22 protein-coding genes are annotated in these 25114 nt (G+C 46.1%); 15 read left to right on the top strand and 7 right to left on the bottom strand.

Annotated elements, in window-relative coordinates:
- Positions 1-6: 6 nt before the first annotated feature.
- Both katG and djlA read right to left on the bottom strand, forming a co-directional pair.
- Positions 7-2322 (bottom strand): catalase/peroxidase HPI, encoded by a 2316-nt coding sequence (gene katG / locus E8M12_RS03005; RefSeq protein ID WP_136734606.1) that lies wholly within the window; start codon positions 2320-2322, stop codon positions 7-9.
- 458 nt (positions 2323-2780) lie between these two features.
- The gene (djlA, locus tag E8M12_RS03000) at positions 2781-3575 is read right to left on the bottom strand and encodes a co-chaperone DjlA (RefSeq protein ID WP_136734605.1); all 795 of its coding nucleotides are present in this window, start codon (positions 3573-3575) and stop codon (positions 2781-2783) included.
- A gap of 352 nt (positions 3576-3927) precedes the next feature.
- Between djlA and lptD the strand changes: the two genes are divergently transcribed.
- The 7 genes from lptD (at position 3928) to E8M12_RS02965 (ending at position 11635) form a co-directional block, all read left to right on the top strand.
- Positions 3928-6204, top strand: a complete 2277-nt coding sequence (lptD, locus tag E8M12_RS02995) for an LPS assembly protein LptD (RefSeq protein ID WP_136734604.1) — start codon at positions 3928-3930, stop codon at positions 6202-6204.
- A gap of 11 nt (positions 6205-6215) precedes the next feature.
- Positions 6216-7538 (top strand): peptidylprolyl isomerase SurA, encoded by a 1323-nt coding sequence (surA, locus tag E8M12_RS02990; protein ID WP_136734603.1) that lies wholly within the window; start codon positions 6216-6218, stop codon positions 7536-7538.
- A complete protein-coding gene (gene pdxA, locus E8M12_RS02985; RefSeq protein WP_136734602.1) occupies positions 7538-8521 on the top strand; it encodes a 4-hydroxythreonine-4-phosphate dehydrogenase PdxA in 984 nt (327 codons plus the stop codon). The genes surA and pdxA overlap by 1 nt, the downstream gene beginning before the upstream one ends.
- Positions 8518-9324 carry a 16S rRNA (adenine(1518)-N(6)/adenine(1519)-N(6))-dimethyltransferase RsmA gene (gene rsmA / locus E8M12_RS02980; protein WP_136734601.1) on the top strand — a complete coding sequence of 269 codons (807 nt, stop codon included), beginning with the start codon at positions 8518-8520 and terminating at the stop codon, positions 9322-9324. Before pdxA ends, rsmA begins: the two co-directional genes overlap by 4 nt.
- 8 nt (positions 9325-9332) lie before the next feature.
- The gene (gene apaG, locus E8M12_RS02975) at positions 9333-9725 is read left to right on the top strand and encodes a Co2+/Mg2+ efflux facilitator ApaG/CorD (RefSeq protein ID WP_136734600.1); all 393 of its coding nucleotides are present in this window, start codon (positions 9333-9335) and stop codon (positions 9723-9725) included.
- Between the two features lie 3 nt (positions 9726-9728).
- Positions 9729-10553: a symmetrical bis(5'-nucleosyl)-tetraphosphatase gene (locus tag E8M12_RS02970; protein WP_136734599.1), complete on the top strand. Its 825-nt coding sequence runs from the start codon at positions 9729-9731 to the stop codon at positions 10551-10553.
- Between the two features lie 149 nt (positions 10554-10702).
- The gene (locus E8M12_RS02965; protein ID WP_246033992.1) at positions 10703-11635 is read left to right on the top strand and encodes a Dyp-type peroxidase; all 933 of its coding nucleotides are present in this window, start codon (positions 10703-10705) and stop codon (positions 11633-11635) included.
- A gap of 4 nt (positions 11636-11639) precedes the next feature.
- Here the strand turns inward: E8M12_RS02965 and argR are convergent, their stop codons facing one another.
- Positions 11640-12107, bottom strand: a complete 468-nt coding sequence (gene argR, locus E8M12_RS02960; RefSeq protein ID WP_136734597.1) for a transcriptional regulator ArgR — start codon at positions 12105-12107, stop codon at positions 11640-11642.
- Between the two features lie 387 nt (positions 12108-12494).
- On the opposite strand from argR, the gene mdh reads away from it, so the two are divergent.
- On the top strand, positions 12495-13433 hold the full coding sequence (gene mdh / locus E8M12_RS02955; RefSeq protein ID WP_136734596.1) for a malate dehydrogenase: 939 nt from the start codon (positions 12495-12497) through the stop codon (positions 13431-13433).
- A 96-nt stretch (positions 13434-13529) separates the two neighbouring features.
- A complete protein-coding gene (locus E8M12_RS02950; protein WP_136734595.1) occupies positions 13530-14276 on the top strand; it encodes a DUF6090 family protein in 747 nt (248 codons plus the stop codon).
- A 4-nt stretch (positions 14277-14280) separates the two neighbouring features.
- Here the strand turns inward: E8M12_RS02950 and ispB are convergent, their stop codons facing one another.
- Positions 14281-15252 carry an octaprenyl diphosphate synthase gene (gene ispB, locus E8M12_RS02945; protein WP_136734594.1) on the bottom strand — a complete coding sequence of 324 codons (972 nt, stop codon included), beginning with the start codon at positions 15250-15252 and terminating at the stop codon, positions 14281-14283.
- Positions 15253-15555: 303 nt separating this feature from the next.
- Here ispB and rplU point away from each other — a divergent pair, with 303 nt between their 5' ends.
- The 6 genes from rplU to E8M12_RS02915 all read left to right on the top strand — a co-directional run bounded on the left by rplU (position 15556) and on the right by E8M12_RS02915 (position 20230).
- On the top strand, positions 15556-15867 hold the full coding sequence (gene rplU, locus E8M12_RS02940; RefSeq protein WP_136734593.1) for a 50S ribosomal protein L21: 312 nt from the start codon (positions 15556-15558) through the stop codon (positions 15865-15867).
- Between the two features lie 15 nt (positions 15868-15882).
- Complete coding sequence (rpmA, locus tag E8M12_RS02935; RefSeq protein WP_136734592.1) at positions 15883-16140, top strand: 50S ribosomal protein L27; 258 nt, start codon at positions 15883-15885, stop codon at positions 16138-16140.
- Between the two features lie 309 nt (positions 16141-16449).
- Positions 16450-17610 carry an Obg family GTPase CgtA gene (cgtA, locus tag E8M12_RS02930; RefSeq protein WP_136734591.1) on the top strand — a complete coding sequence of 387 codons (1161 nt, stop codon included), beginning with the start codon at positions 16450-16452 and terminating at the stop codon, positions 17608-17610.
- 144 nt (positions 17611-17754) lie between these two features.
- Complete coding sequence (folA, locus tag E8M12_RS02925; RefSeq protein WP_246033991.1) at positions 17755-18246, top strand: type 3 dihydrofolate reductase; 492 nt, start codon at positions 17755-17757, stop codon at positions 18244-18246.
- Positions 18247-18741: 495 nt separating this feature from the next.
- Positions 18742-19464 carry a hypothetical protein gene (locus E8M12_RS02920; protein WP_136734590.1) on the top strand — a complete coding sequence of 241 codons (723 nt, stop codon included), beginning with the start codon at positions 18742-18744 and terminating at the stop codon, positions 19462-19464.
- A complete protein-coding gene (locus E8M12_RS02915; protein ID WP_136734589.1) occupies positions 19457-20230 on the top strand; it encodes a sulfotransferase domain-containing protein in 774 nt (257 codons plus the stop codon). The genes E8M12_RS02920 and E8M12_RS02915 overlap by 8 nt, the downstream gene beginning before the upstream one ends.
- Positions 20231-20295: 65 nt before the next feature.
- Here E8M12_RS02915 and E8M12_RS02910 read toward each other — a convergent pair whose 3' ends face one another.
- The 3 genes from E8M12_RS02910 to E8M12_RS02900 form a co-directional block, all read right to left on the bottom strand.
- Positions 20296-21990 (bottom strand): NAD-dependent malic enzyme, encoded by a 1695-nt coding sequence (locus tag E8M12_RS02910; protein ID WP_136734588.1) that lies wholly within the window; start codon positions 21988-21990, stop codon positions 20296-20298.
- Positions 21991-22128: 138 nt separating this feature from the next.
- Positions 22129-22329: a Fe-S cluster assembly protein IscX gene (iscX, locus tag E8M12_RS02905; protein ID WP_136734587.1), complete on the bottom strand. Its 201-nt coding sequence runs from the start codon at positions 22327-22329 to the stop codon at positions 22129-22131.
- Positions 22330-22695: 366 nt separating this feature from the next.
- A complete protein-coding gene (locus tag E8M12_RS02900; protein WP_136734586.1) occupies positions 22696-25005 on the bottom strand; it encodes an aminotransferase class V-fold PLP-dependent enzyme in 2310 nt (769 codons plus the stop codon).
- Between the last annotated feature and the right edge of the window lie 109 nt (positions 25006-25114).

Genomic DNA, 25114 nt, shown 5'->3' with positions numbered 1-25114 from the left:
CACGGGTTACAGGTGATGGCGTAGGTCAAAGCGATCCAGTTGCATCACTTTACTCCAGGCTTTAGCGAAGTCTTTAACGAACTTCTCTTTTGAAGTGTCATAGGCATACACTTCAGCTACAGCGCGCAGTTCCGAGTTAGAACCAAAAATCAGGTCAACCGTCGTTGCGGTGTATTTTTTCTCGCCGGACTCACGGTCAAGTCCCTCATATACACCTTGTTCACCGGATTTCTGCCATGTGGTTGACATATCCAACAGATTTACGAAGAAATCATTACTCAAGGTACCAACGTTGTCGGTGAAAACACCGTGCTTAGCACCATCAGTGTTAGCACCCAGTACGCGTAAACCTCCCATTAGTACGGTCATTTCAGGTACGGTCAGATTCAACTGATCGGCTTTATCAACCATCATTTCCGCCGGGCCTTCATAACTGGCATCAGCATCAAAGTAGTTTCTGAAAGCGTCCGCTTTCGGCTCAAGCAGTGCGAAAGATTTTACATCGGTCTGCTCCTGAGTCGCGTCGGTTCTGCCCGGTGCAAATGGTACTGAAACCTCATAACCAAAATCTTTAGCGGCTTTTTCTACCGCCGCGTTACCAGCCAGCACGATCAAGTCTGCCATTGATATGCCCATGCCGCCGGAAGCATCGTCATTAAACTCCTTCTGGATACCCGCCAGCTTATCAAGGACTTTACTCAATTCATCCGGGTTGTTAACTTGCCAATCCTTTTGCGGTGCCAGCATAATTCGAGCACCATTGGCACCGCCACGCATATCCGAACCTCTGAAGCTCGATGCCGAAGCCCAGGCAGTACGAACCAATTCCGATACGCTAAGTCCGGAGTCTAAAACTTCCTCTTTCAGTGCTGCAATCGCTTGATCATCAACCGGTTTAAAACTTGCTTCTGGCACTGGGTCTTGCCAGATTAAGGCATCATCTGGTGCAGAATCAGCCAGGTAACGACTTTTCGGTCCCATGTCGCGGTGCGTTAACTTATACCAGGCTTTCGCGAAGGCCAGACGATATTCTTCTGGATTTTCCAGGAATCGTTCGGCGATTTTACGATACTCGGGGTCATATTTCAGGGCTAAATCCGCAGTCGTCATCACCGGGGGATTGCGCTTGCCTTTGACATGGGCATCAGGAACCGACTCATGCATGGCCTTGTTCTTAGGTACCCAGATAATCGCTCCTGCCGGACTCGTGGTTTGTTCCCACTCATTGTTTAACAGGTTTTGCAAATACAGCGTCGTCCATCGGGTTGGCTGTTGCGTCCAGGCACCTTCTAAGCCACTGGTGATGGTATTTTCTGAATGTCCTTTACCACATTTGTTTTTCCAGCCCAGGCCCTGCTCTTCGATACCGGCAGCGCCAGGTTCTTTTTCCAGACATTCTGCAGCCTTGGCTGCGCCATGCATTTTACCGAACGTGTGGCCACCAGCGACTAAAGCTACGGTTTCTTCATCATTCATTGCCATGCGGCCAAATGCAACACGGATATTTTTCGCTGAACCAACCGGATCCGGTTTTCCTTTCGGGCCTTCCGGATTTACATAAATCAGACCCATGTGAGTCGCCCCTAAAGGACGCTGTAGCTTGCCATCGCGATCCTCACGGTCACTTGCGAGCATTTCCACTTCCGGTCCCCAATAGACCAGATCTGGTTCCCAGTCATCGGTACGTCCACCGGCGAAACCGTAAGTTTTAAAGCCCATATTTTCCAGGCCCACGGTGCCTGCCAGGATCATCAGATCGGCCCAGGACAGGCTTTCACCGTATTTCTGTTTAACAGGCCACAATAAGCGCTTAGCTTTGTCGAGGTTGCCATTATCCGGCCAGCTGTTCAGCGGATCAAAACGCATTTGACCACCGTCACCACCACCACGGCCATCCAGGGTGCGGTAAGTACCCGCGCTGTGCCAGGACAAGCGAATAAAGAAAGGTCCATAATTACCAAAGTCTGCTGGCCACCAGTCCTGGGACTCGGTCAGTAACTTATCAACGTCGGCTTTGACCTGATCTAAATCCAGGGCGTTAAATTTTTCCGCATAATCAAAATCGGCACCATAAGGGCTGGAACTCGGGCGATGGTCACGCAGTGGCGACAGGTCTAACTGTTCGGGCCACCAGAATTGATTGGATTTCGGTTGGTGCGCTTTAGCTTCACCAGACCCCATTGCCCCAGCCGGTTTGCTTGAGGTTTGTTCAGCAGCAGTGCTCTGGGCTGATGATTGATCCGCACATGCTGGCGTTGCCACCAGCACTGTGCTTATCACAGCAGCTAATGCTGAACGTTGAAATTTGTTTGTTAACTTCATTGTGTACCCTCCAGTATTCAGGTATCTATAGCGAGTTGTTATGCCTTGGTAAAACCACTCGGATAACGCCTCGATTGTTTTGATTGATTTCGTCTCCTTAAGTCTAGTGCCTGATTTAGAATAGAAAAATTGATTTAATAGATTGTTAAGATTGATTTTTTCAATGGATTAAACCATTGAGTCAAGGCTTGTTTTATTAATAGAATGAAGGTTTATCAATAGGGGGTAATTAGAGCAGGAATGTGCGCAAAAATACTGGAGCAGCCGGGCGTTACGCAACCGATGACTTTCAGGCTGTCTGCTTAATCGAGTGATTAGGGTAGCAAAGATTGTGATGGGTGCCAGAGTGAGCGCAAAGTTGAGGGAGCCGCCGAGTGCTACCCCATCGAAAAATGTTATACCAATCACATTAAGTTTGTGCACAACTCAGAGTCAGCAATAATTTAGTGTGATTGGTATTAAGCTGCCTGCTTACTGATTAATTCATAGGCGGCTTGAATATCCTGCGCCTTTTGTTTCGCATCTTCCATCAGTTGCGGCGGCAATCCTTTAGCAATCAGTTTATCCGGGTGATGCTGAGCCATCAGCTTGCGATATGCCTTTTTTACATCCCTGGCCGATGTCTGTGGTGTGACCCCGAGAATTTTATAGGCATCTTCGAGACGTTGCTTTTGCTGTGCAGGCGACTGCTGTCCTCCTTGTTGATGAAAATGTTCACCAGCAATAATGCGGTCTAACATAAAATCCAGGTGGCGGGCAGGGATCCCCAGGGCGGCACCAATACCATGCAAAATTTCCCGCTCTTTGGGGTGTAAGTCATCGTCGGCAAAGGCTGCCTGAATCTGAATTTCGACAAACATTTGCAGTAAATCCTGGCGTCCAAAGCATACCCGTTTCAGGGTTTTCATCTGCTCCTGCAGGTTAAAATGCGGCTGTTTACCATCACCAAAAGCATTTTGCGCGGCCTGTCGGGCATCACCTGTTAACCCCCACCGATTCATATGTCCGGAAGCAAAAGCAATTTCATCGGCACTAACCTGCCCCGAGGCTTTGGCGATATGCCCCATTACCGAGAAGGTCACATAGAAAAAATCATTTTGACGCTGCGTTTCATTTTGCTGATTAAAGGCGCTGAAATCACCGCCAAGCCCCTGATCAAATTTATAACCGAGATAAAAACCAACGGCGGCGCCGATAATTCGTCCAACCAGAAAGCCCAGCAAGGTACCAAATACTCTGCCCCAAATTCTCATTTAACACCCTTAACTTTAAAATCTATTACCCGCACACGGGTTCTGTTAGTGCTACTGCGAATAGCACATATTACAAAGTCCAGCTTGACAAGTACAATATGATTCTTGGATATAACCCCGGTAGACGGCAGAAAATTTTCAGCCTGTTATATTTAGCCCAACATTTCCCTGCAGCTAATGTATTTTACCGGGAATTGCTATATCATAGACGCCAGTGTGATTAATCGTAGGTATAGCCACGATACGCAGAGCAGGCCAAAGGGTACCAGGAGTACAACACTGGTATCAGGCCAAGACTATAATAATTGAATTATTTGATAAAAATAAATTGTCTTATTCTTTCGGAAAGTACATGCCAAGCTCCCGTATTGCTGTATTGTTAGCCATCTTTAGCATTCCTGTATCTGCTCAGGACTCGGCCGACGCTAGTCTGTCTGGCGAACTTATTCAGTGTCCATTACCGCAAGTCGTTCCCATCGAACTTAAAGAAGACCTCAGCGATAGCTATGACTCCATTGTCATAGAATCAAAGACCTCAGAGACAGTCGCCGATCAGGCTACCAAGTTTTCCGGTGGTGTGACCCTGGCCTACCAAGACAAACGTATCCTTGCTGAAGAGATTTTAATCGATCGCGATGCCGGTAAAATTCGGACTTCAGGCGATACCCGGTTTCAGGATGGCAATATTACCATTCAGTCTGCTCAGCTTGAGGCTGACAATAACCAGAATTCGGTGATTATGAGTAACTCAAATTACCAATTGGGGTTATCACCAGGTCGTGGCGCGGCAGAACAATTAAATATTACCGAACAAGGGGTAACCCTTGAGCATGCCAGTTTTACCTCCTGTATCGACGCAACACCAGACTGGAGTATTTCCGCCAGTGAAATCAACTTGTCGACCGAAGATAATGCTGGCAGTGCCTATCACACCGTGTTTCGGGTTAAAGATATTCCGGTGCTGTATTTACCTTACTTCACTTTTCCACTGACCGACGAGCGCAAGACCGGATTTCTGTATCCGCAAATTTCTTCGTCAAGTAAGTCAGGTTTTGAGTTGGGCGTGCCGTTTTACTGGAACATCCGCGAGAATATGGATGCCACCATTACCCCATATTTTATGTCCAAACGTGGTACCCAGATACGCAGTCAGTTTCGTTACCTGGTTGATGAACAATATGGACAAGTGGATTTTGAGTACCTTGGTGCCGACGATGAGTTATCCAGTAATGAAGAACGTTATCTCGGGCGCTACCAGCATATGGGAACATTTTCGGATAACTTTCGGGTCTTTGTCGATTACAGCGATATCAGTGATGACAACTACCTGGTCGACCTGGAAAGCGATCAATTTTCCTCAACCGATGCATATCTATGGCGCATTGGTGAATTGTCATACTTTGCTGAAAACTGGCAGTCGAGTATTAAGGTTCAGGGACTAAAAGTTCTCGGTGACCGCAGAGACAGTTACCAAACCCTGCCACAACTGGATTTCCAGGCGTATCAGCCGCTTGGCTTCATGAACACTTCTTTTAATGTGTTCGGTGAATATAGCCGATTTGAAATCGACGATCCGACGCAACCAGAAGCCGACCGGTTACATATCGAAGCCGGTTTTGCCCTGCCGTATGCGATGCCAGGCTGGTTTGTGAATAGCGATGTGCGTCTGATGCATACCCGCTTCCAACAATACAATATCGAAAACAGTCCTCTTCTTGAAGAGGATGTTACCCGCACACTTCCTAAAGCACGGATCCATGCGGGTTTGAAATTCGATCGGTTTACCAGTTATTTTAACCAAAATTACGTGCAGACCCTGGAGCCACAGCTGCAATACTTGTACATCCCGAATAAAGACCAATCGATGATTGGTGAGTATGATACCACTAAGCTACAAGACGATTTCGATGGCTTATTTCGTGACCGGCGCTATAGTGGCTTAGACAAAATAGCCCGGGCTAACCAGATTTCCTGGGGTGTCACCTCACGATTACTCGATGATTCTAACGCGGAACTTTTCCGATTAAGTCTTGGTCAAATCGTTTACTTCAATGACAGTAATATTAATTTTAATGAAGAAAATGAACCTCAAAGCGAGTCGGCCCTGGCCGCGGATCTGTTTTTGCAGTTAACCGATCGTTGGCAGTTTCGTGGTGACATTCAGTATGACGCCGCGCAAAATAGTACCGAAAAAAGTCAGCTAACTATTGATTATCGTAAAAATGAACGTAATCTGGTGCAGTTAAATCATCATTACATCCGCAATCTGTCAGGTTCCGGTGAAGAAATTGAGCAAGTGTCTGCGTTAACAAGTTTCCCAATATCTCGCCACTGGCAGTTTATTGGGCATGTCACTGAAGATTTAGTACGCAGTCGCTCCCTGGAAGCCTATACCGGCCTTCAGTATGAAAGTTGTTGCTGGGCGGTACGGGTTGCATACTACCGCAACATCAATACCAACCTTGACCAACAGGACTTTTTGGCAGAAGATCGCAAAGCCTTTGATACCGGGGTGACCCTGCAATTTGTGTTAAAAGGATTAGGCGGCGAACAAAAGCCACTTGCGATCGATGATATGTTACGCTCAGGAATATTTGGCTACAAACGGCCCTACTTCCTCTCTAATTAATGAATAGATGTATGTTAAAGAAAAGAATAATTCGTAAGACCATAATGGCATCTGGCCTGATGTTAAGCTCACTGGCATTCAGCACATTGCTCCACGCCGAGGAACAACCTTTAGATAAGGTTGCGGCCATCGTAAATTCAGGCGTTGTACTGGAATCCGAGGTCCAGGGCCTGGTTGACCAGGTAAAACAACAAGCCGCAGCAGAAGGCCAGAGCTTGCCCTCTGATCAGGCGCTACGTACCCAGGCCATGGAAAAATTGATCACCGACAGTTTAATGATGCAACTGGGTGAGCGCATGGGGGTTCAGATCAGTGATGCCCAACTTGACGAAACCATTAAAAATATTGCCCGCGAAAACGGTTTCAACAACATTGTCGATTTTCGTATGCAAATTATTAACAGCGGCATGCAATGGGATAGCTACCGTGAAGATGTGCGCAAGCAAATGATAACCGGTGAAGTACGCCGAGCCAGTGTTCGCCGCCGCATCTCTATCACTCCTCAGGAAATTGATAATCTGGTGAAGATTATGCAGGAGCAGAACAACGCGGATATTGAATACAACCTTGGTCACATTCTTATCGGTTTTCCGGACAATCCTACCCAGCAGGACATGGTTAGTGCTAAAGAACGTGCTGACAAAGTCGTCGATTTGCTGAACAATGGTTCCGATTTCAAAAAAATTGCCATTGCCTCTTCAAGTGCACCGACAGCATTAGAAGGTGGTGATTTGGGCTGGCGCAGTATCAATGAAATGCCAACCTTATTTGCCGAGTTGGTAGATGGTAAAGACAAAGGCGATGTTTTTGGCCCGGTAAGAACCGGTCTCGGTTTCAATATCATAAAAATCATGGATATTCGTGGCAAACAAATGGTTGAAGTGACCGAGGTCAAGTCGCGTCATATCCTGATCAAACCTTCTATTATTTTGTCTGAAGAAAAAGCCGAGCAAATGCTACTTGATATGCTGGCGCAGATTGAAGCCGGAGAAGCGGACTTTGATACTCTGGCAAGAGAACATTCTGAAGGTCCAACGGCCACCCGGGGTGGCGATCTGGGCTGGGCAGATCCCAACAGTTATGATCCAGCGTTTAAGAATGCCCTGGCAACATTAGATGTGGATGAATACCACAAACCGTTCCGCTCTTCTTTTGGTTGGCACTTAGTACAGTTGACCGGTCGCCGCACTTTAGATGCGACCGATACCAATAATTCAAACCGCGCTTACCAACTGATTTATAACCGCAAGTTTGGTACCGAATCAGAGCGTTGGGTAAAAGAGATTCGCGACGAAGCGTATATCGAAATTATGGATGAAGGAAGTACTAACTGATGATCGCTAAAATCGCAATTACTCCAGGAGAACCTGCTGGTGTCGGCCCGGATATTCTGGTGCAACTGGCTCAGCAGGACTGGCCAGCGCAGCTAATTGCGATTGCCGATCCCGACATGCTTCAACAACGAGCAAAAATGCTGGGGCTTAACCTCGACGTTGATATTTACGACAGTAGCGCCGATGCGACTTCTCACCAGGCCGGCCGATTAACCGTATTACCGGTATCCCTGGCTGAACCGAGCGTACCGGGAGCGTTAAACCCTAATAATGGCGCCTATGTTGTGGAAACCCTGCGCCTCGCCTGTGAAGGAAATATGAGTGGCGAATTTCAGGCTATCGTCACCGGCCCTGTGCACAAGGGTTTGATCAACAAAGCCGGGATACCATTCAGCGGGCACACGGAATATTTTGCCCAACAGGCAAACTGTTCTGATGTAGTGATGATGCTGGCCACCGAGGGATTGCGCGTATCGTTGATGACGACCCATATTCCATTGGCTTATGTATCAAAAGCAATTACCTTCGAACGAGTGCAAAAGATTACCCGTATACTGGATACCGATTTAAAACAAAAGTTCGGCATCAGTGAGCCGAAAATTTACGTGTGTGGACTCAATCCTCATGCCGGTGAAGAAGGCCATTTGGGACGGGAAGAAATTGATGTCATTACCCCGGCTCTTGATGGATTAAGAGAGGAAGGCATGCATTTAGTGGGACCATTGCCCGCCGATACCATTTTCCAGGAAAAATACTTAGCCAAAGCCGACGCCGTCATGGCTATGTATCACGATCAGGGCTTACCCGTACTAAAATATAAAGGGTTTGGTGCCTCAGTAAATATTACCCTGGGATTACCCTTTATACGTACCAGCGTCGATCATGGCACCGCAATCGAACTCGCCGGCACCGGAGACGTAGATTGCGGCAGTTTTAAAGCCGCCCTGAACCACGCACTAGAGCTAGTAACGAACAGACAATGAGTAACAAAAGCCATTTAGGCCATCAGGCTAAAAAACGTTTCGGCCAGAACTTTTTGCACGATGATGCCGTCATCAGCCGAATCGTAGATGCGATCGACCCGACTGAGGGTGAAAATTTAATTGAGATAGGCCCTGGACTCGGCGCATTGACCGAACCGGTAATCGAGCGAGCCGGCGACATTAGTGTGGTAGAACTTGACCGCGATCTCGCGCATCGTTTGCGCCATCATCCATTTATTGCCAAGCATCTTACTATTTATGAGATTGACGCCCTGAAATTTGATTTCTCTGAGCTGGCCGGTGAACAACCCCTGCGCGTTTTTGGTAATCTGCCCTATAATATTTCCACACCTTTAATTTTTCATTTATTGTCGTTTAAAGATAAAATTAAAGATATGCACTTCATGTTGCAAAAAGAAGTGGTTAACCGAATGGCCGCAGCACCTGACAGCAAAGCCTATGGTCGCTTATCGATCATGTGTCAGTACTATTGCCAGGTAGTGCCTGTGATGGAGATTGGCCCAGAAGCATTTCAGCCACCACCGAAGGTAGACAGTGCCATTGTCAGGTTAATCCCCCATAAGGAAATCCCTGTTCCTGCCAAGGATGTCAATTGGCTCAATCGGGTATGTACCGAAGCCTTTAATCAAAGAAGAAAAACAATCCGCAACAGTTTGAGTAATTTACTATCTGCTGAGCAATTAGAAGATTTGGCCATTAAGCCCAGCTTACGCCCGGAAAATCTCAGCCTAAAGGACTATGTAAACATTGCCAATTACTTAGCAGATCGTTCAGCAGAGTGATCAATTAAATGAATAGCGTTAGTAGTCAGGATAATACTCAGGTAGACATTAATGCTCAGGTCCATTTTATTGAAGAGCAGTCTGATCAATATAATGAGCGTTTTGTGTTTAGCTATACCATCACTATAGAAAATCGCAGTGCCGAAACCTTGCAATTACTGGCTCGTAGTTGGTTAATTACCGATGCCAATGGTAACAAGGTATCGGTCGAAGGTGATGGAGTGGTCGGTCAAAAGCCGGTTATCGCCGCAGGCCAGTCTTACCAGTACACCAGTGGTTCAATTATCAAAACACCGCTTGGCACCATGGAAGGCTTTTACACGTTACAGGATCTCAACGGTAAAGAGCATAAAGTACAGATTCCAGTATTTCGCCTCGCCGTGCCCAATATACTGAACTAATCGATGGCGATATATCTGGTTGGTGATGTGCAGGGATGCTACGTTGAGTTACAACAAGTACTCAGCCAGGCTGGTTTTGAGGCCGGTAACGACGAACTATGGCTGACCGGTGATCTGGTAGCACGCGGCCCTGACTCACTGAAAACACTTCGCTTTTTGCAATCGTTAGGCAATAGCGCCAAACCCGTTTTAGGTAACCATGACCTGCACCTGTTGGCAATATGGCATGGATTACAAACACCACACCCAAAAGATTACCTCAACGCGCTATTAGAGGCTCCGGATGCGGCGGAGCTAATCGACTGGTTAGCTGCACAACCCTTACTGCGCAAACTTCCCAATGCCAACGCGTACATGACTCATGCAGGACTGGCGCCGCAATGGGATATCGATACCGCCCTGATTCAGGCAGAATTTGTGCATGCCTGTATCCGCGGCAATAACCGCCAGTATTGGCTGCAAAACATGTATGGTAACGAACCCTGCAACTGGGAGATGGCAACAACTGAGCTGGAAAAATTCCGCTACAGTGTCAACGCTCTGACCAGAATGCGCTACTGTACCGAGACCGGCGACCTGGAGTTTTCACATAAAGAGCACCCACAGCATAACCCGGATAATAGTCTGAAACCCTGGTTTGACTTGGATGAAAGTTTAACCGATAGCGAATGGGTCATCGGACACTGGGCAACGCTCGAAGGAGAATGCCCGCACCCTAATATTTACGCGTTGGATACTGGCTGTGTCTGGGGTGGTGATATGACGTTACTGCGCTGGGAAGATAAGAAACGCTTTCGGGTTGCATCGACAAGAACGGCAAGACATTAACGGCCAACTCCTGACAATCGCGTCAAACCGTCTGTGGTTACTCAATGTCGGGTCCTTACTAACTTACAACTTACATATAACTCTTTTTCATTTAACAATAAACTCATATACTTATCTGCAGTCCCCAAAAATAAGTAATGGAATATTCGATGGCAAGAGAGCAGTTTGGTGTCTGTGCGGAACCGAGTTTACATAGTTATTATCTACTTTTTAATGTCCTTGATAATAAGAATGACTATGTGCGCTATACCTTAGCTAAACTACCAGAGATATTTAACGAGTACAGTAACAGGTTCTCAGAAGCAAACCTGAGCACCGTTATCGCCATCGGCGCTACCTACTGGGATGAATTCTATCCCGATGCCAAACCTAAAGGCCTGCGCCCCTTTCCTGCCATGCAGGTCGAGGATCGTTTTGCTCCATCGAATAATATCGATTTATACATCGAGGTCAGGAGTGACCGCGCCGATGTTAACCATATTGTCAGCACCCGGGTTTGTGAAATGCTTAATTCCAGTGTTGAATTAATCGAGCAAGTAAAAGGCTTTCGATACCTCGATGGCCGCGACCTCACTGGTTTTATTGAAGGTTCCGATAACCCTCGTGGACCACATAAGCGCGAAGTCGCTTTAGTGAAATCCGACCAACAACCCCTATTTGCAAATGGCAGTTACCTGCATATTCAACGATACCGACATAATATGAAGTTATGGCAATCGTTGGAACTGAAACAGCAGGAAGATATATATGGCAAGAGCAAATTAGATGACATCGAGTATCCCGAGGCAGACAAACCTGACACCTCGCATAGTAAACGCACCAGAATTAAAGATGCACAGGGTAACCCCGTCGCCTTGGTTCGGCAGAGCATGCCATACGGCCATATGAAGGTGCAGGGATTATTTTCAGTCGCATACTGCCAGACTCCGGACAACTATGAGGTAATCCTGACTAGCATGATCCAAGGTGATGGCCATGGTAATTACGACCACCTGCTTAAATATACTCAGGCGGAGACCGGCGCGGCATTTTTTGCGCCATCGATAGATTTTATCGAGAACCTCGCCCCTGCCAGTGATTGAGTGGTTAGATTTTCTGGAAAAGCACCTGCAGTTTTTCCAAAGTAGTTGCGATCTCACTAACCTGAGTCGGAGCGATAAAAATCGTGTCATCGCCGGCAATGGTGCCCAACACTCCGTCTGCCTTACCTAAGGAATCCAGTAAACGGGCGATCAGTTGTGCGGCGCCCGGACTGGTGCGAACGATAATCATCATTTCATTCGCTTCAATATCCAGCACCAGTTGACGCAGAGGGCTTTTGGCCGTAGGAACACCCAATTCGGCAGGTAGACAATAGACCATTTCCTGTCGCGCATTGCGGGTTCTGACCGCACCAAATTTGCTCAGCATACGAGAAACTTTGGATTGACTGATATTGTCAAAACCTTGCCCACGCAACGCTTCAACAATCTCGCCTTGTGAACCAAAGCGCTCCTCTTTTAATAACTCTTTAAAAGCATTTACCAATGCTTCCTGCTTTTGTTGTAATGACATAATCGTTATTTTATCTACCTGACGAGAGTGAAAATACAGATTTAAACGTACTGGTCACCAAGCTTACCATTTTTTCCCCGCGGATAAAATTGCCCTATTTTCAAGTAACAATAGCAATTCCATTGACGGCCATAAATCGATTGTATTTTAAGGCACGATTCGGTAGAGTTTGTGCACCCAAAATTTGACTGATTTTGTCGTATCCGGTTCGATCACACTCGAATTTGCTGATAGCCTATGTGTCTCGGGGAATCGTCGATTTCGTTTTATCCCTGAGTACCTGCCTCAACTCAGCAAAGTTTGCACTACACTTGAACCTGTCCGGAAATCCGGATCAAGATCGGTTAAGCACAATTTTAAGTAATTACACAACCTCGGAGAAGTTAAATGAAAGTTACTGTCTTAGGCGCAGCTGGTGGTATCGGTCAAGCGTTATCTTTACTATTAAAAACCCAATTACCTGCTGGTTCAGAATTGTCTTTATATGACGTTGCTCCAGTGGTTCCTGGTGTTGCAGTTGATTTATCACACATCCCTACGGCGGTTTCTGTTAACGGTTACGGTAAAGAAGACTTAGACTCAGCTTTAGCGGGCTCCGACGTCGTATTAATCCCTGCTGGCATGCCTCGCAAACCAGGCATGGATCGTGCGGATCTTTTCGCGGTTAATGCCGGTATCATCAAAACCCTGGCTGAAGGTATTGTTAAGAATTGTCCTAAAGCACTTGTCGGTGTAATTACTAACCCGGTTAATGGCACGGTGCCAATCGTTGCGGAAGTATTCAAAAAAGCTGGTACTTATGAAGCAAACCGTGTTTTCGGTGTAACCACCCTAGACGTTATCCGTTCAGAAGCATTTGTTGCTGAGCTTAAAGGTCTTGATGTTGCAACAACTAAAGTTCCAGTAATTGGTGGTCACTCAGGTACCACTATCCTGCCTCTTTTATCTCAGGTTGAAGGCGTAGCGTTCACTGATGAGGAGGTTGCCGCCCTGACTCCGCGTATCCAGAATGCTGGTACGGAAGTGGTTAATGCGAAAGCGGGTGGTGGTTCTGCAACACTTTCTATGGGTGCTGCAGCGGCTCGTTTCTGTATGTCATTAATCAAAGGCCTGCAAGGTGAAGCAAACGTGATCGATTATGCATACGTTGAAGGCAACACTGGCGATGCACAATACTTCGCGCAACCAGTTCGTCTGGGTAAGAATGGTGTTGAAGAATACTTACCATATGGTGAGCTAAGCGCGTTCGAGCAAAAAGCGAAGAACGACATGCTGGCAACATTGAACAAAGACATTCAGGAAGGTGTTGATTTCATCAATCAATAACCTCTATTGCGAAAACCCTAAAAAGCCGGCGCCAGTCGGCTTTTTGCTATTTCCTCGGCTAAACTATCAAAACCAGTTAACAATAATAAATGAACTATGTTTCTGTGGTTTCGCCAGATACGTCACCGTTTGCTCGATAATGGAAAATTCATCACCTATTGTAAATATGCGTTAGGTGAAATCGTGCTTATCATTGCCGGGATCCTAATAGCCCTGCAAATTAATGTCTGGAATGAGCAACGCAAAGACACAGCGTTTGAGCAAACTCTGTTAGCCGAAATTCACACTTCACTCAACGCCGATATGGAATACTTTAAATTCCTACAAACACGGCTGTCCGACAATTTCGATGCCTGTCGCTCCCTGATCAACATCATCGCCAATAAAGAAACGATAGCAAACCATAAGTTAGCGGAGTTAGTTACCCAGGCCCAGGCAAATTATGTGTTTTACTACAATCGTGGTTCTTATGATGCATTGAAAGCATCAGGACTGGAAAAGCTTAGTGACAGGAAGTTAAGACATTCGTTAATTCGCTATTACGATTTTGAAGTGCCAAGAATCGAATCGATGATCCGTTTTACCGACAACAGCGAACGGTTAATGCACGCGGAATCGCTGCTATGGCAGGTCGGAGATTTTGTCGCGGATAACGACAATCGTTTTTTTGATATCCGCTTACAAGGCATTACCACCGAGCAATTAACGGATCCGCGGCTGTTACAGTTTATTCAAATCCAGAATTACCGTGTAAGCCACACCCTGTATCGTCTTGAACAACTTCTCTCGCAGACAGAAGCCGTGCAACAACAATTACAGGGATTTCTAACCTCGATCCAGTAATCCGTTAAGCGGTGCGATCTACAGCAATGTTAGCCAGGGCTATCAGGGCATTTTTGTATTGGCTATCAGGTAATTCAGACAACGCTGCAATCGCTTTTTGTGACTCTTCAACCGCTTTTTGGTAAGTGTATTCAAGGGCTCCGGTTCGTTCCAGAATTGCCAGTATTTCGTCAAGGTGCTCCATACCGTTACAGGTTTCAATGGCCTCACGAATGCGGTTGCTTTCACCTTCACTGCCCTGCTGCATGGCATACAACAGTGGCAGTGTTGGTTTCCCTTCACTCAGGTCATCACCAACATTTTTACCCATCTCCTGCGCATCAGCGGTATAGTCGAGCAAATCATCAATTAACTGGAATGCTGTGCCCAAATGCCGACCATAAACCGTCATCGCCTGCTCAATCTCTTGAGGCTGCTCCATAATCACCGCAGCAAGACGAGTTGCTGCTTCGAACAACTTCGCCGTCTTACAATAAATCACCTGCATATAGCTCTGTTCAGTGGTGTCCGCATCATTGCAATTCATTAATTGCAGTACTTCACCCTCAGCAACGATATTGGTGGCATCAGAAAGAACTTCCATAACAGTCATATTCTGCAATGTGACCATCATCTGAAATGAACGGGTGTATAAGAAATCCCCGACCAGCACACTGGCACTGTTGCCAAATAAAGCATTGGCGGTCTCACGGCCACGACGCAGTTCTGATTCATCAACGACATCATCATGCAATAAGGTCGCAGTGTGAATAAATTCAATAATGGCAGCCAGGCAAACGTGATCTTTGCCCTCATAGCCCATCGCCCTGGCGGCGAGTACGGTTAGCAATGGTCGCATCCGCTTACCACCAGCATTAACGATGTACATGCCCAACTGATTGATCAAAGCCACATCTGAAGTCAGCTGCTCGAATATCAGCTGATTAACGGCGTTCATGTCAGTTTCGGCCAGAGATTGAATTTGTTCGATTTTCATAAAATTGCTGCTATTACCGGTTAGCTCTTGTTGTTGAAAAAATAGCTAAAAGTGGACCACAAATATGATCGTAATTTAAGTATGCTGATTTTACACGATTTTACATTTTAACAAACCCTTAATCGAATCGCGTCAATAGCCGCACCGGCAAGCAACCGGGATGTGGGAAAGGGTAAAAAGGAATATGAAAAATCTGGCATAAATTTTATAATTGGGCTTGCCCTGCGGAGAATCTTAGCGTAGAATCCGCGACCTATTATTTTAATTTGCGCGTCCATTTATGAGACGCATTACGGAGTAGCTATGTACGCGGTATTCCAAAGTGGTGGTAAACAGCACCGTGTGAGTGAAGGTCAAACCATTCGCCTAGAGAAACTAGAGCTTGAAGTTGGTGCGACAGTTGAGTTCGATAATGTATTAATGGTTGCCAATGGCGACGATATCAACGTAGGTGCCCCTTACGTTGACGGTGGTAAGGTTACAGCTGAAGTTGTCAGCCAGGGCCGTGCCGACAAAGTGAAAATTGTTAAGTTTAAGCGCCGTAAGCATTCACGCAAGCAGATGGGCCACCGTCAGTGGTTCACTGAAGTGAAAATTACTGGTATTAACGGTTAATAGGAGTCGTTTGAGATGGCACATAAGAAGGCAGCTGGTAGTACTCGTAACGGTCGTGATTCAGAAAGCAAACGCTTAGGTGTTAAGCGCTTTGGTGGTGAGTCAGTTCTTGCGGGTAACATTATCGTTCGTCAACGTGGTACTAAGTTCCACGCTGGTACTAACATGGGTATTGGTAAAGACCACACTCTATTTGCTTTAACCGACGGTAAAGTACAATTCGAAGTGAAAGGTCCTCAAAACCGTAAATACGTAAGCATCGTTGCTGAGTAATTACCCGAACTAAGTTCGTAAAAAACCTCGCTCTGCGAGGTTTTTTTTTGTACACGGATGTATATATGCCCGGAGAACAGGATGCGGTACGGGTATATTGAAGTAAATGTATGTATGCCCACAGAGCAGGACGCGGTACGGGTATTTTAAGAATCGAGAGTCTAGAATAAAGAGACGTGAAATTGAAAGCTAAGTCTTTTTACTAGATGTAGAGCTAGTTTCTAGTTTCTAGTTTCTAGTTTCTAGTTTCTAGTTTCTAGTTTCTAGTTTCTAGTTTCTAAACATTAAACCGGAGTAATAGAACCCCTCATGAAATTTGTTGATGAAGTTGAGATCCGCGTTGAAGCCGGCGATGGCGGCAACGGTTGTGTCAGTTTTCGCCGGGAAAAATATGTCGAATTTGGCGGCCCTGACGGCGGCGATGGCGGCGATGGCGGCGACGTGTACCTGATTGCAGACGAAAATCTCAATACCTTGATCGACTATCGGTTCGAGCGCTTTCACAGTGCAACCCGTGGAGAGAATGGTAAGTCCCGCAACTGTACCGGTAAAGGTGGTGACGATTTAATTCTCAAGGTTCCGGTTGGTACTCGCGCCATTGATATGGATACTGGCGAACAAGTCGGTGATCTAACCCACCACAAGCAAAAGCTGATGGTTGCTAAAGGTGGTTGGCACGGACTCGGTAACACCCGTTTTAAAAGCAGCACCAATCGTGCGCCGCGGCAGAAAACCAATGGTACCCCAGGTGAGATTCGTAACCTGAAACTGGAGTTATTATTACTTGCCGATGTTGGTTTACTCGGTCTACCCAATGCAGGTAAGTCGACGCTAATTCGCAGTGTTTCAGCCGCCAAGCCTAAAGTTGCCGACTATCCTTTTACCACGTTAGTACCTAACCTGGGGGTTGTTCGTTTAAACGCACAGCGCAGTTTCGTAATCGCCGATATTCCAGGCCTGATTGAAGGTGCCTCCGATGGTACCGGACTCGGTATTCGTTTTCTCAAGCACCTGGAACGTTGCCGGGTACTATTGCACCTGGTGGATGTTTTACCGGCCGATGAAAGTGATCCAGCCGAAAACGCCATGACCATCGTCAAAGAACTCGAGCAATATTCCGAAGAGCTTGCACAGAAGCCAAGGTGGCTGGTCTTCAATAAAATGGACTTACTATTGGAAGATGAAGCTAAAGAGGTGAAAGATCGGGTGATTGAAGCCCTGGATTGGGATGGCGAGGTTATTGAAATTTCCGCCTTTAACCGCGACGGCACCAAAGAGCTTACTGAAAAGTTGATGAACTTTATCGAAACTCTGCCAAGTGTTGAAGAAACTCTGGAAGAAGAGAAAGAAGTTGAATTCAAGTGGGATACCTACCACAAGGATACAATCTCCGAGTATGAAGATGATGACCTGGACGATGATGACTGGGACGAAGACGACTACGATGTAGAGGTCGAATATCGTAAATAAGCAACAACTCACGGTTTGCCCGAAAAAACTCCGCTTTGCGGAGTTTTTTACTTTTAGCAACTCCACTGGTGTCATTGCTGTGCTCAGCAATTCATGACACAATTGTGGTTCCGTTTTAATATCAACCAAGCAAAGCGTAAACCCATGCCTGTTTTATCAATGATTGTTGCCCACGCAAAAAAACGTGTGATAGGTAAAGACAATCAAATGCCCTGGCATATGCCAGCGGACCTGAAATACTTCAAACAAACCACATTAAAAAAACCCGTGGTGATGGGCCGAAAAACCTTTGAATCCATTGGTTTTCCACTCCCTGGTCGTCGTAATATCGTAATTTCCCGGGATCCCAGCTATCAGGCTGACGGCATTGAGGTGGTCAGCAGTATTGAAGCGGCGCTCAAATCCGCAGAAGTGAGCGAAGAGATTATGGTTATTGGCGGTGGTAGTATATACGAACACTGCCTACCGTTCGCTGATCGCCTTTATGTTACCGAGATTGACCTTGCTACCGACGGAGATACCTTTTTTCCCGATTATCTGAGTGACGGCAATTGGCAATGCGTACTTGAAGATGCACATCAGGCAGATTCCGATAACCCTCATAATTACTGCTTTAAAGTTTACCAGCGCGCGTAATCTATCAAAGCACCTGGCCTGAAACTTAATACCAATCACATTGAGTTTGTGCACAGCTCAGAGTTTGGGCAGAGGTTCAGTTACAACATAGATTTCATTGATATAGTCATCCTATATTAATGAAATATAGGGCCGTAAATGGGCCTCTGATAAACTCCCAAAGGGTGAGTTTTAAAGGCTTTTATACGGCGTTACTGACTTTGGCTGATTTTGACAACGGAACGACCATTCTCTGCAATCAAAGCCTTGCCTAAACGCCTTTAAATTATCACTGAGTGAGCGATAATTTAATGTGTTTGGTATAAATCAGGCCAATTTTCACCACTTATATTTTGTCCCTCTGATTGATTGTGGTCTAAAATTTCAATGTACGGAATGTGATTACGATAAGCAGGATCATCGTTACCAATCATCAGTTAGACTCATGGATAGCAATTCTTTATATCAGTGCGTCTACGGCTGTGTTGCCATGGCGCTCCAAGATTGGAATGCGCTATGGCAAACATTGTTGAACAATCTCTCTTTTATTTTCGTAAGCCGAAAACCGTCCTGATCCATGTTGGCAAGTGCGGTGGCGGTACATTGCAAAAGACCCTTAGCCAAGACCCAAGAAACATTCGCTTTTACTCGTTTCACGTTGAAAAGCCAATTTATCGGGCAAAAGATCAATACTATATCCTCGCGCGTGATCCCATTTCACGCAGCATTTCTGCCTTTAACTGGCGTTATAAACTGGTAGCAGAAACCAGGCAACAAGCAGAGCGATTTGCCGGTGAATACCACGTTTTGTGCAAATACAAGACATTGAATAATATTGCTGAATGCCTTTACGATGAAAATGGTGCCCCAAACCAGAAAGTCATGACAGAGTTTGATTGTATTCATCACCTTAAAGAAGACATCAGTTTCTATTTAAAAGAATTTCTCGATAAATGCCCGGTGGAAAAGATCAGGGGAGTATTAATGCAGGAATCTCTTAATACCGATATGCAACGTTTTTTTTCACTATCCAGTGAAGAAATCGGCCATGATAAACATAACTCCAGTCCCCATGACAAACGCTTAACCGCGCGTGCCAGAAAGAATTTAGTGCGTTACCTGGAAGATGATTATCACTGTTTGTTTAAGCTTCACAATATGGGGCTGATTTCCGATAACGCGATGTTCAATATTTATCAGAATGCGATGGTCGATACAAAGGCGGATGCTTATGTCTAAAGCCAACAGACTGGTTAATTTTATTATTGTCGGAACCCAGAAAGGGGGGACAACGGCTCTGGACTTTTACTTACGGCAACATCCAGATATCACCATGGCCAACAAAAAAGAAGTCCATTTCTTTGACCACGATAACCGCTATCATCGCTGGAGGAACCTGGCCTACTATCACAGCCATTTTGACTTTTCTGATGCCAATAAAGTTATCGGCGAAGCGACGCCCAGTTATATGTATTGTGAAGCAGCAATAAAGCGGATTTACCAATACAATGCAAAAATCAAGCTGATTGCCATACTTCGTAATCCGGTCGAGCGCGCCTACTCGCACTGGAATATGGCGCGCCTGAATAAATTCGAATCATTACCTTTCAGACAAGCCATTGCCGAGGAACGCCACCGTTGCCAGCAGCTATTGCCTGATATTTGTCACCGTTATTCCTACACCGATCGGGGTTTTTATAGCGAGCAGATCCGGAGATTACAGCGCTACTTTCCTGACCCACAGTTACTGTTCCTGCGTCATGAATGGTTAAAACAGTCGCCTGCCGAGGCGCTAAAATCCGTTACCGATTTTCTTAACGTCTCGCCCTTTATTGAAATTGAAGCTAAAGAGGTACACAGTCGACCTTATGCCAACTGTTTGAGTGACCGTGATCGTCAATATCTGCTGGAACTCTACGAGCTGGAGATTAAACAGCAGGAGAAGCTACTTAATTGGGATTTAGGTGACTGGCGAAAAGCCCGCCCGGAAAGGAAAAGCATGTAAACCCAATAACCATTGGAATCACATGCTCTTCTACTACCTTCCCTGGTGGTAGGGTTGAATTTTTCTTAAATGGTTGACCGGCGATACAGACGGTATTGCGGCTTCCAGAAATTTTTCTCGATGTTTTTATGTAATTGTTCGTCACTGATTTCCAGCGCCAGGCCCTGATCCTGAGCCAGTTTGCCAATGGCAAAAGCGATTTGCTTGCTTAACTCAGCGATCTTAGTCAAAGGTGGTAATAGATCACCACTACCTTCATTGGCCAGAGGCGAAGCGTTCGCCAGTGTTTCACTGGCCACCATTAACATCTCATCACTAATAAATTTAATATTGGCAGCCAATACACCAAGTCCGATACCCGGGAAAATATAGGCATTGTTGCACTGTGAAATGGTAAAAGTCTTACCTTTATAAGTCACTGGTTTGAACGGACTGCCGGTTGCGACAATCACTTCACCATCGGTCCATTCAATCACCTGTTCAGGACGAGCTTCTACCTGACGGGACGGATTACTTAATGGAAAGACAATCGGTTTATCGCAACCACTTTTCATGGTTTTGATCACTTGTTCGGTAAACAGGCCACCGACACCAGAAACTCCTACGAGTACGGTGGGTTGGACATGTTCAACCACTTCCAGTAGAGAGGCATTCTCGCCCTGTAACGACCAGTTAGCAATGACATCGACTGGTTGTGCCAGCGCCTGTTGGAAATCGCGCAGACCTTCCATATTATCGGTCACCAGACCGTGGCGGTCGACCATAAACACCCGCGCGCGAGCTTCACTGTCCGACAGGCCTTCTTTGATCATTTGTGCAACCACTTGTTCGGCAATACCACAACCCGCACTTCCGCCACCAACAAACACGACTTTTTGCTGGGACAAGGTTTCAGACTTAGTGCGACATGCCGCCAGCAAGGTACCCACAGTCACAGAAGCCGTGCCCTGAATATCATCATTAAAGCAGCAGATTTTATTCTGGTAACGCTGTAACAACGGCATCGCATTCGGTTGTGCAAAGTCTTCAAACTGCAGCATAACATTTGGCCAGCGACGTTTTACCGCCTGAATAAAGAGTTCGACAAACTCATCATATTCCTGCTGACCTATACGTTTGTGGCGTGCTCCCATATACATGGGATCATTGAGTAATTTTTCATTATTGGTACCCACATCCAGCATCACTGGCAATGTGTAAGCAGGACTAATACCACCACAAGCGGTATAGAGCGATAACTTACCAATTGGGATTCCCATGCCACCAATGCCCTGGTCACCAAGACCTAGAATGCGCTCACCGTCGGTAACGACGATGACTTTTACTTTCTGTTTGGTGGCATTATGGAGGATGTCATCGATTTGATGGCGTTCAGCATAGGAGATAAACAAACCACGATTCGAACGATAAATATCAGAGAACTTCTCACAGGCATCACCAACTGTCGGGGTATAAATGATTGGCATCATTTCTTCCAGGTGAGCCTGAACCAGGGCATGAAACAAGGTTTCGTTTTTGTCCTGGATATTACGCAAATAGATATGTTTGTTTAACGAGTCACGAAAACTCGAATACTGCATATATGCACGTTCAACCTGCTCTTCGATGGTTTCAAAGCGAGGCGGCAGTAATCCGGTAAGGTTAAAACTGACCCGCTCCTGGGCTGAAAAGGCACTGCCTTTATTCAGTAACGGGGTTTCTAACAGGGTTGGACCAGCATAGGGAATATACAAGGGGCCTTTTTCAGACGGTTTTGTCATAAATACTTCGCTTGTTCGCTTATCAAAGTGTGCCAATGGAATAGAAAGCCGCGTATTGTACTTATTTTTCACCAAAGTTAATACTATATCGTCGCAGATCAGACCTGTTTATGGGTAAATTATCTTGATAAGGCGAGATCAATCCATCTCGTCCATCCACGCCAGCTGAATTGCCTCAAGAACGCGTTCTCCGCAGTGCCCGGGATCGTCGTCAAATCGCTCCAGCGCCAACACCCACTGCATTAATTCGGCAAAGCGCAACTGCCTGGGATCAACATCCGGGTGCTGTTCAATTAAATCCAGCGCGATCTCCTGTGAATCGACCCATTTTAAGCCCACCTTTATCTCCCCTTTTATACCAATCTCTTTAAATTATTGCTCACTCAGTGAGAATTTAAAGGCGTTTAGACAAGGCTTTGATTGCAGAGAATGGTCATTCCATTGTCAAAATCAGTAACGCAGGATAAACGCCTTTAAAGCTCACCCGGAGGGAGTTTATCAGAGGCCCATTTACGACCCTATATTTCATTAATATAGAATGACTATATCAATGAAATCTATGTTGTAACTGAACCTCTGACCTAACTCTGAGTTGTGCACAAACTTAATGTGATTGGTATTAGACTTGCAATTCTATACCAAAGCATAGTAAAAACCCGCCGGATGTCACCCCGGCGGGTTGTTATGTTGTAATCAATGTTGATGCTAATTCAGCAGGGCAAAGCCACCTGGAACATGATACACGTGTTCAAATTCAAGGCGTTTTAACGCATTGGCCGCTGCCGCGCTGCGACTACCACTACGACAAATACAGATGAATTTGGTCTCTCGCTTTTCGCCCTTAAAACGGTGAATAAAATCGGTGATTCGAGTCAGTGGAATATTGACAATCTTCTGCTCGTCGAGATATTCACGACGGTGAGCCTCAAACTCAAACGGTTCACGCACATCTACAACCTGCACATCCGGATTCGCCGCCAGGAAACTCTGCAGCTTATCGGGAAACACATCGATCAGAGACTTACTGTGCTGAGTAATTAAGCCGCATAATGCTTGTTCGGTGATATCCTGCAATTGCTGATCCAGGCGTTCCTTTTCATCGATAAACTGAGCGCGGGTCAAATCCCCGGTTAACAGCTTAGCCAGCAGCGGATTAGATTTCGCCTCTAACGCCAGGGTGGTAGAGAACAATTGTTGATAATCATGGGCTGGGCATATCAGCGTTGATTCTGCGACAACTTCGGTCAATAGCTTAATGGAATCAAATAATTGATCCGGCCTGGCGCCATGGATGTCACTGCGACCAAGACCACCAATCTGAATTAAGTCGCCAGCAAATACATAATCGATGTTGGTTTTACCAAGACGTCCGTCAACCGCATTACCGAGCAGATAAGCGCGACTATTTTCGGTATGCCCTGGCAAATCAAGTTTGGCCAGGATCTTGTCACCGAGCGCGATAGCAGCAACGCTCTGGCCATTTTCCAGCATCACTTCGGACGCCGTTTCTGGCCAGCCTAACGAGTCATGGCTTTCACTGCGAAGGGTTTCCTGAACTATGCCTCGTAACATCGCCGCACAATCTTCCTGGCCATCATGCAAATGGGTATTCAATACGGCTGCGACGGTAAATTGACGACAATTAACCAGTGTCTGAAAACGCTCGCTTAACTCGACAACCGGATCAATGAGTAATACCTGTTTCGTTGCCTGATCGACATAACACCAGGTTAACTGGTTATCAAAGGTCCATTGCTGCAAACCGTCGACATAGACGTCCGATTCACCCTGAGCATCGGTTAATAACAAACAATGATGTTGCATCGCCTTTGCAGCGGCTTCGATTGCTGAACAGGCGCGATCAATCTCATCCTGAGTGGATGCTGGTCCGAACGATAAACGAATAGCTCCCTCACTCTGCCACTTAGATTTGCCCATCGCATCGAGCACAAAACTGCCGGTAACTTTTGAGCTACAGGCTGAGCCACTGCTAACCCTTATTCTCGCTGCATCGAATAAATCCATAATGTCCTTACTGGACAACCCTTTTACTGAGAAATTCAGGGTTGTTGGTAATGAGCAGGAAAAATCATGATTATAGACAATATTAGGAAATACCTTATTCAGGGTTTCTGCCAGTTGCTGACGATAGGCGCATAACTGCTGATGACTTTTGAAGGTAGTATCATCGTCATCGACCAATAACTTAAAAATTGCATTAAGCGCCGCAATTCCTGGCAGGTTTTCGGTACCTGAGCGCAAGCCACTCTCCTGGCCACCACCAGCAATAATTGGCGTATAAGGAGCCTGGTCGCGCACATAAAGCATACCAATCCCTTTCGGCCCATAGAGTTTATGGCCGGAAAACGGTGCATAATCGATGCTGGTGTTGGCAAGGTTTAAGGCAATTTTCCCTAATCCTTGAACACAGTCAACCATCCATAATACGTCGGGGTTATGCTGGCGAATAACCTGCTCAAGCAGAACAATATCCTGAAACACACCGGTTTCATTATTTGCCACCATAGTACAAATAATCAGCGCATCGGCGGCATGTTCTGCAATGAAATCAACATCAAGGATACCTCGCTCATCGACTGGAATGGCGATTACCTCGGCATTAATGTTGAGCATCGCGTTCCAGTGTTTCAATGTTTCAGGCACGGCTTTATGCTCGGTTGCACCATACAGTAACACTGGGTTTTGTATCACCCTGGCCTTATCCCGTGAGGCATTTAACGCCGAGATAATCGACGTTTGAATGCCTTCTGTGGCACCAGAGGTAAAGATGATCTCGCCGCTATCGGCACCGATGACCTGCCTTGCCAATGTTCGCGTTGATTCGAGGATATATTTAGCTTTCAGGCCAGTCATGTGACTGGAACTTGGATTACCATAGCAGAGATTCATGGTATGAATCGCCGCCTCCGCCGCCTGCGGCAACACCGGCGTGGTAGCATTATTATCGAGATAAATTTCGTCAACCTGTGGCTGGATATCGGTAAGGTTTAACATAGCAATGGAGATAATCACAGAACAAAAAAGAAGCTTATACTACAAAATTATATATTGTAACGCTAGGTTATAAGCATTCTTTTTTCTATCCAGTCAAAAGGTCAAACCA

This window comes from Thalassotalea mangrovi (assembly GCF_005116735.1).
GTDB classification, from domain to species: domain Bacteria; phylum Pseudomonadota; class Gammaproteobacteria; order Enterobacterales; family Alteromonadaceae; genus Thalassotalea_A; species Thalassotalea_A mangrovi.
This window is presented reverse-complemented; position numbering and strand designations above follow the sequence as displayed.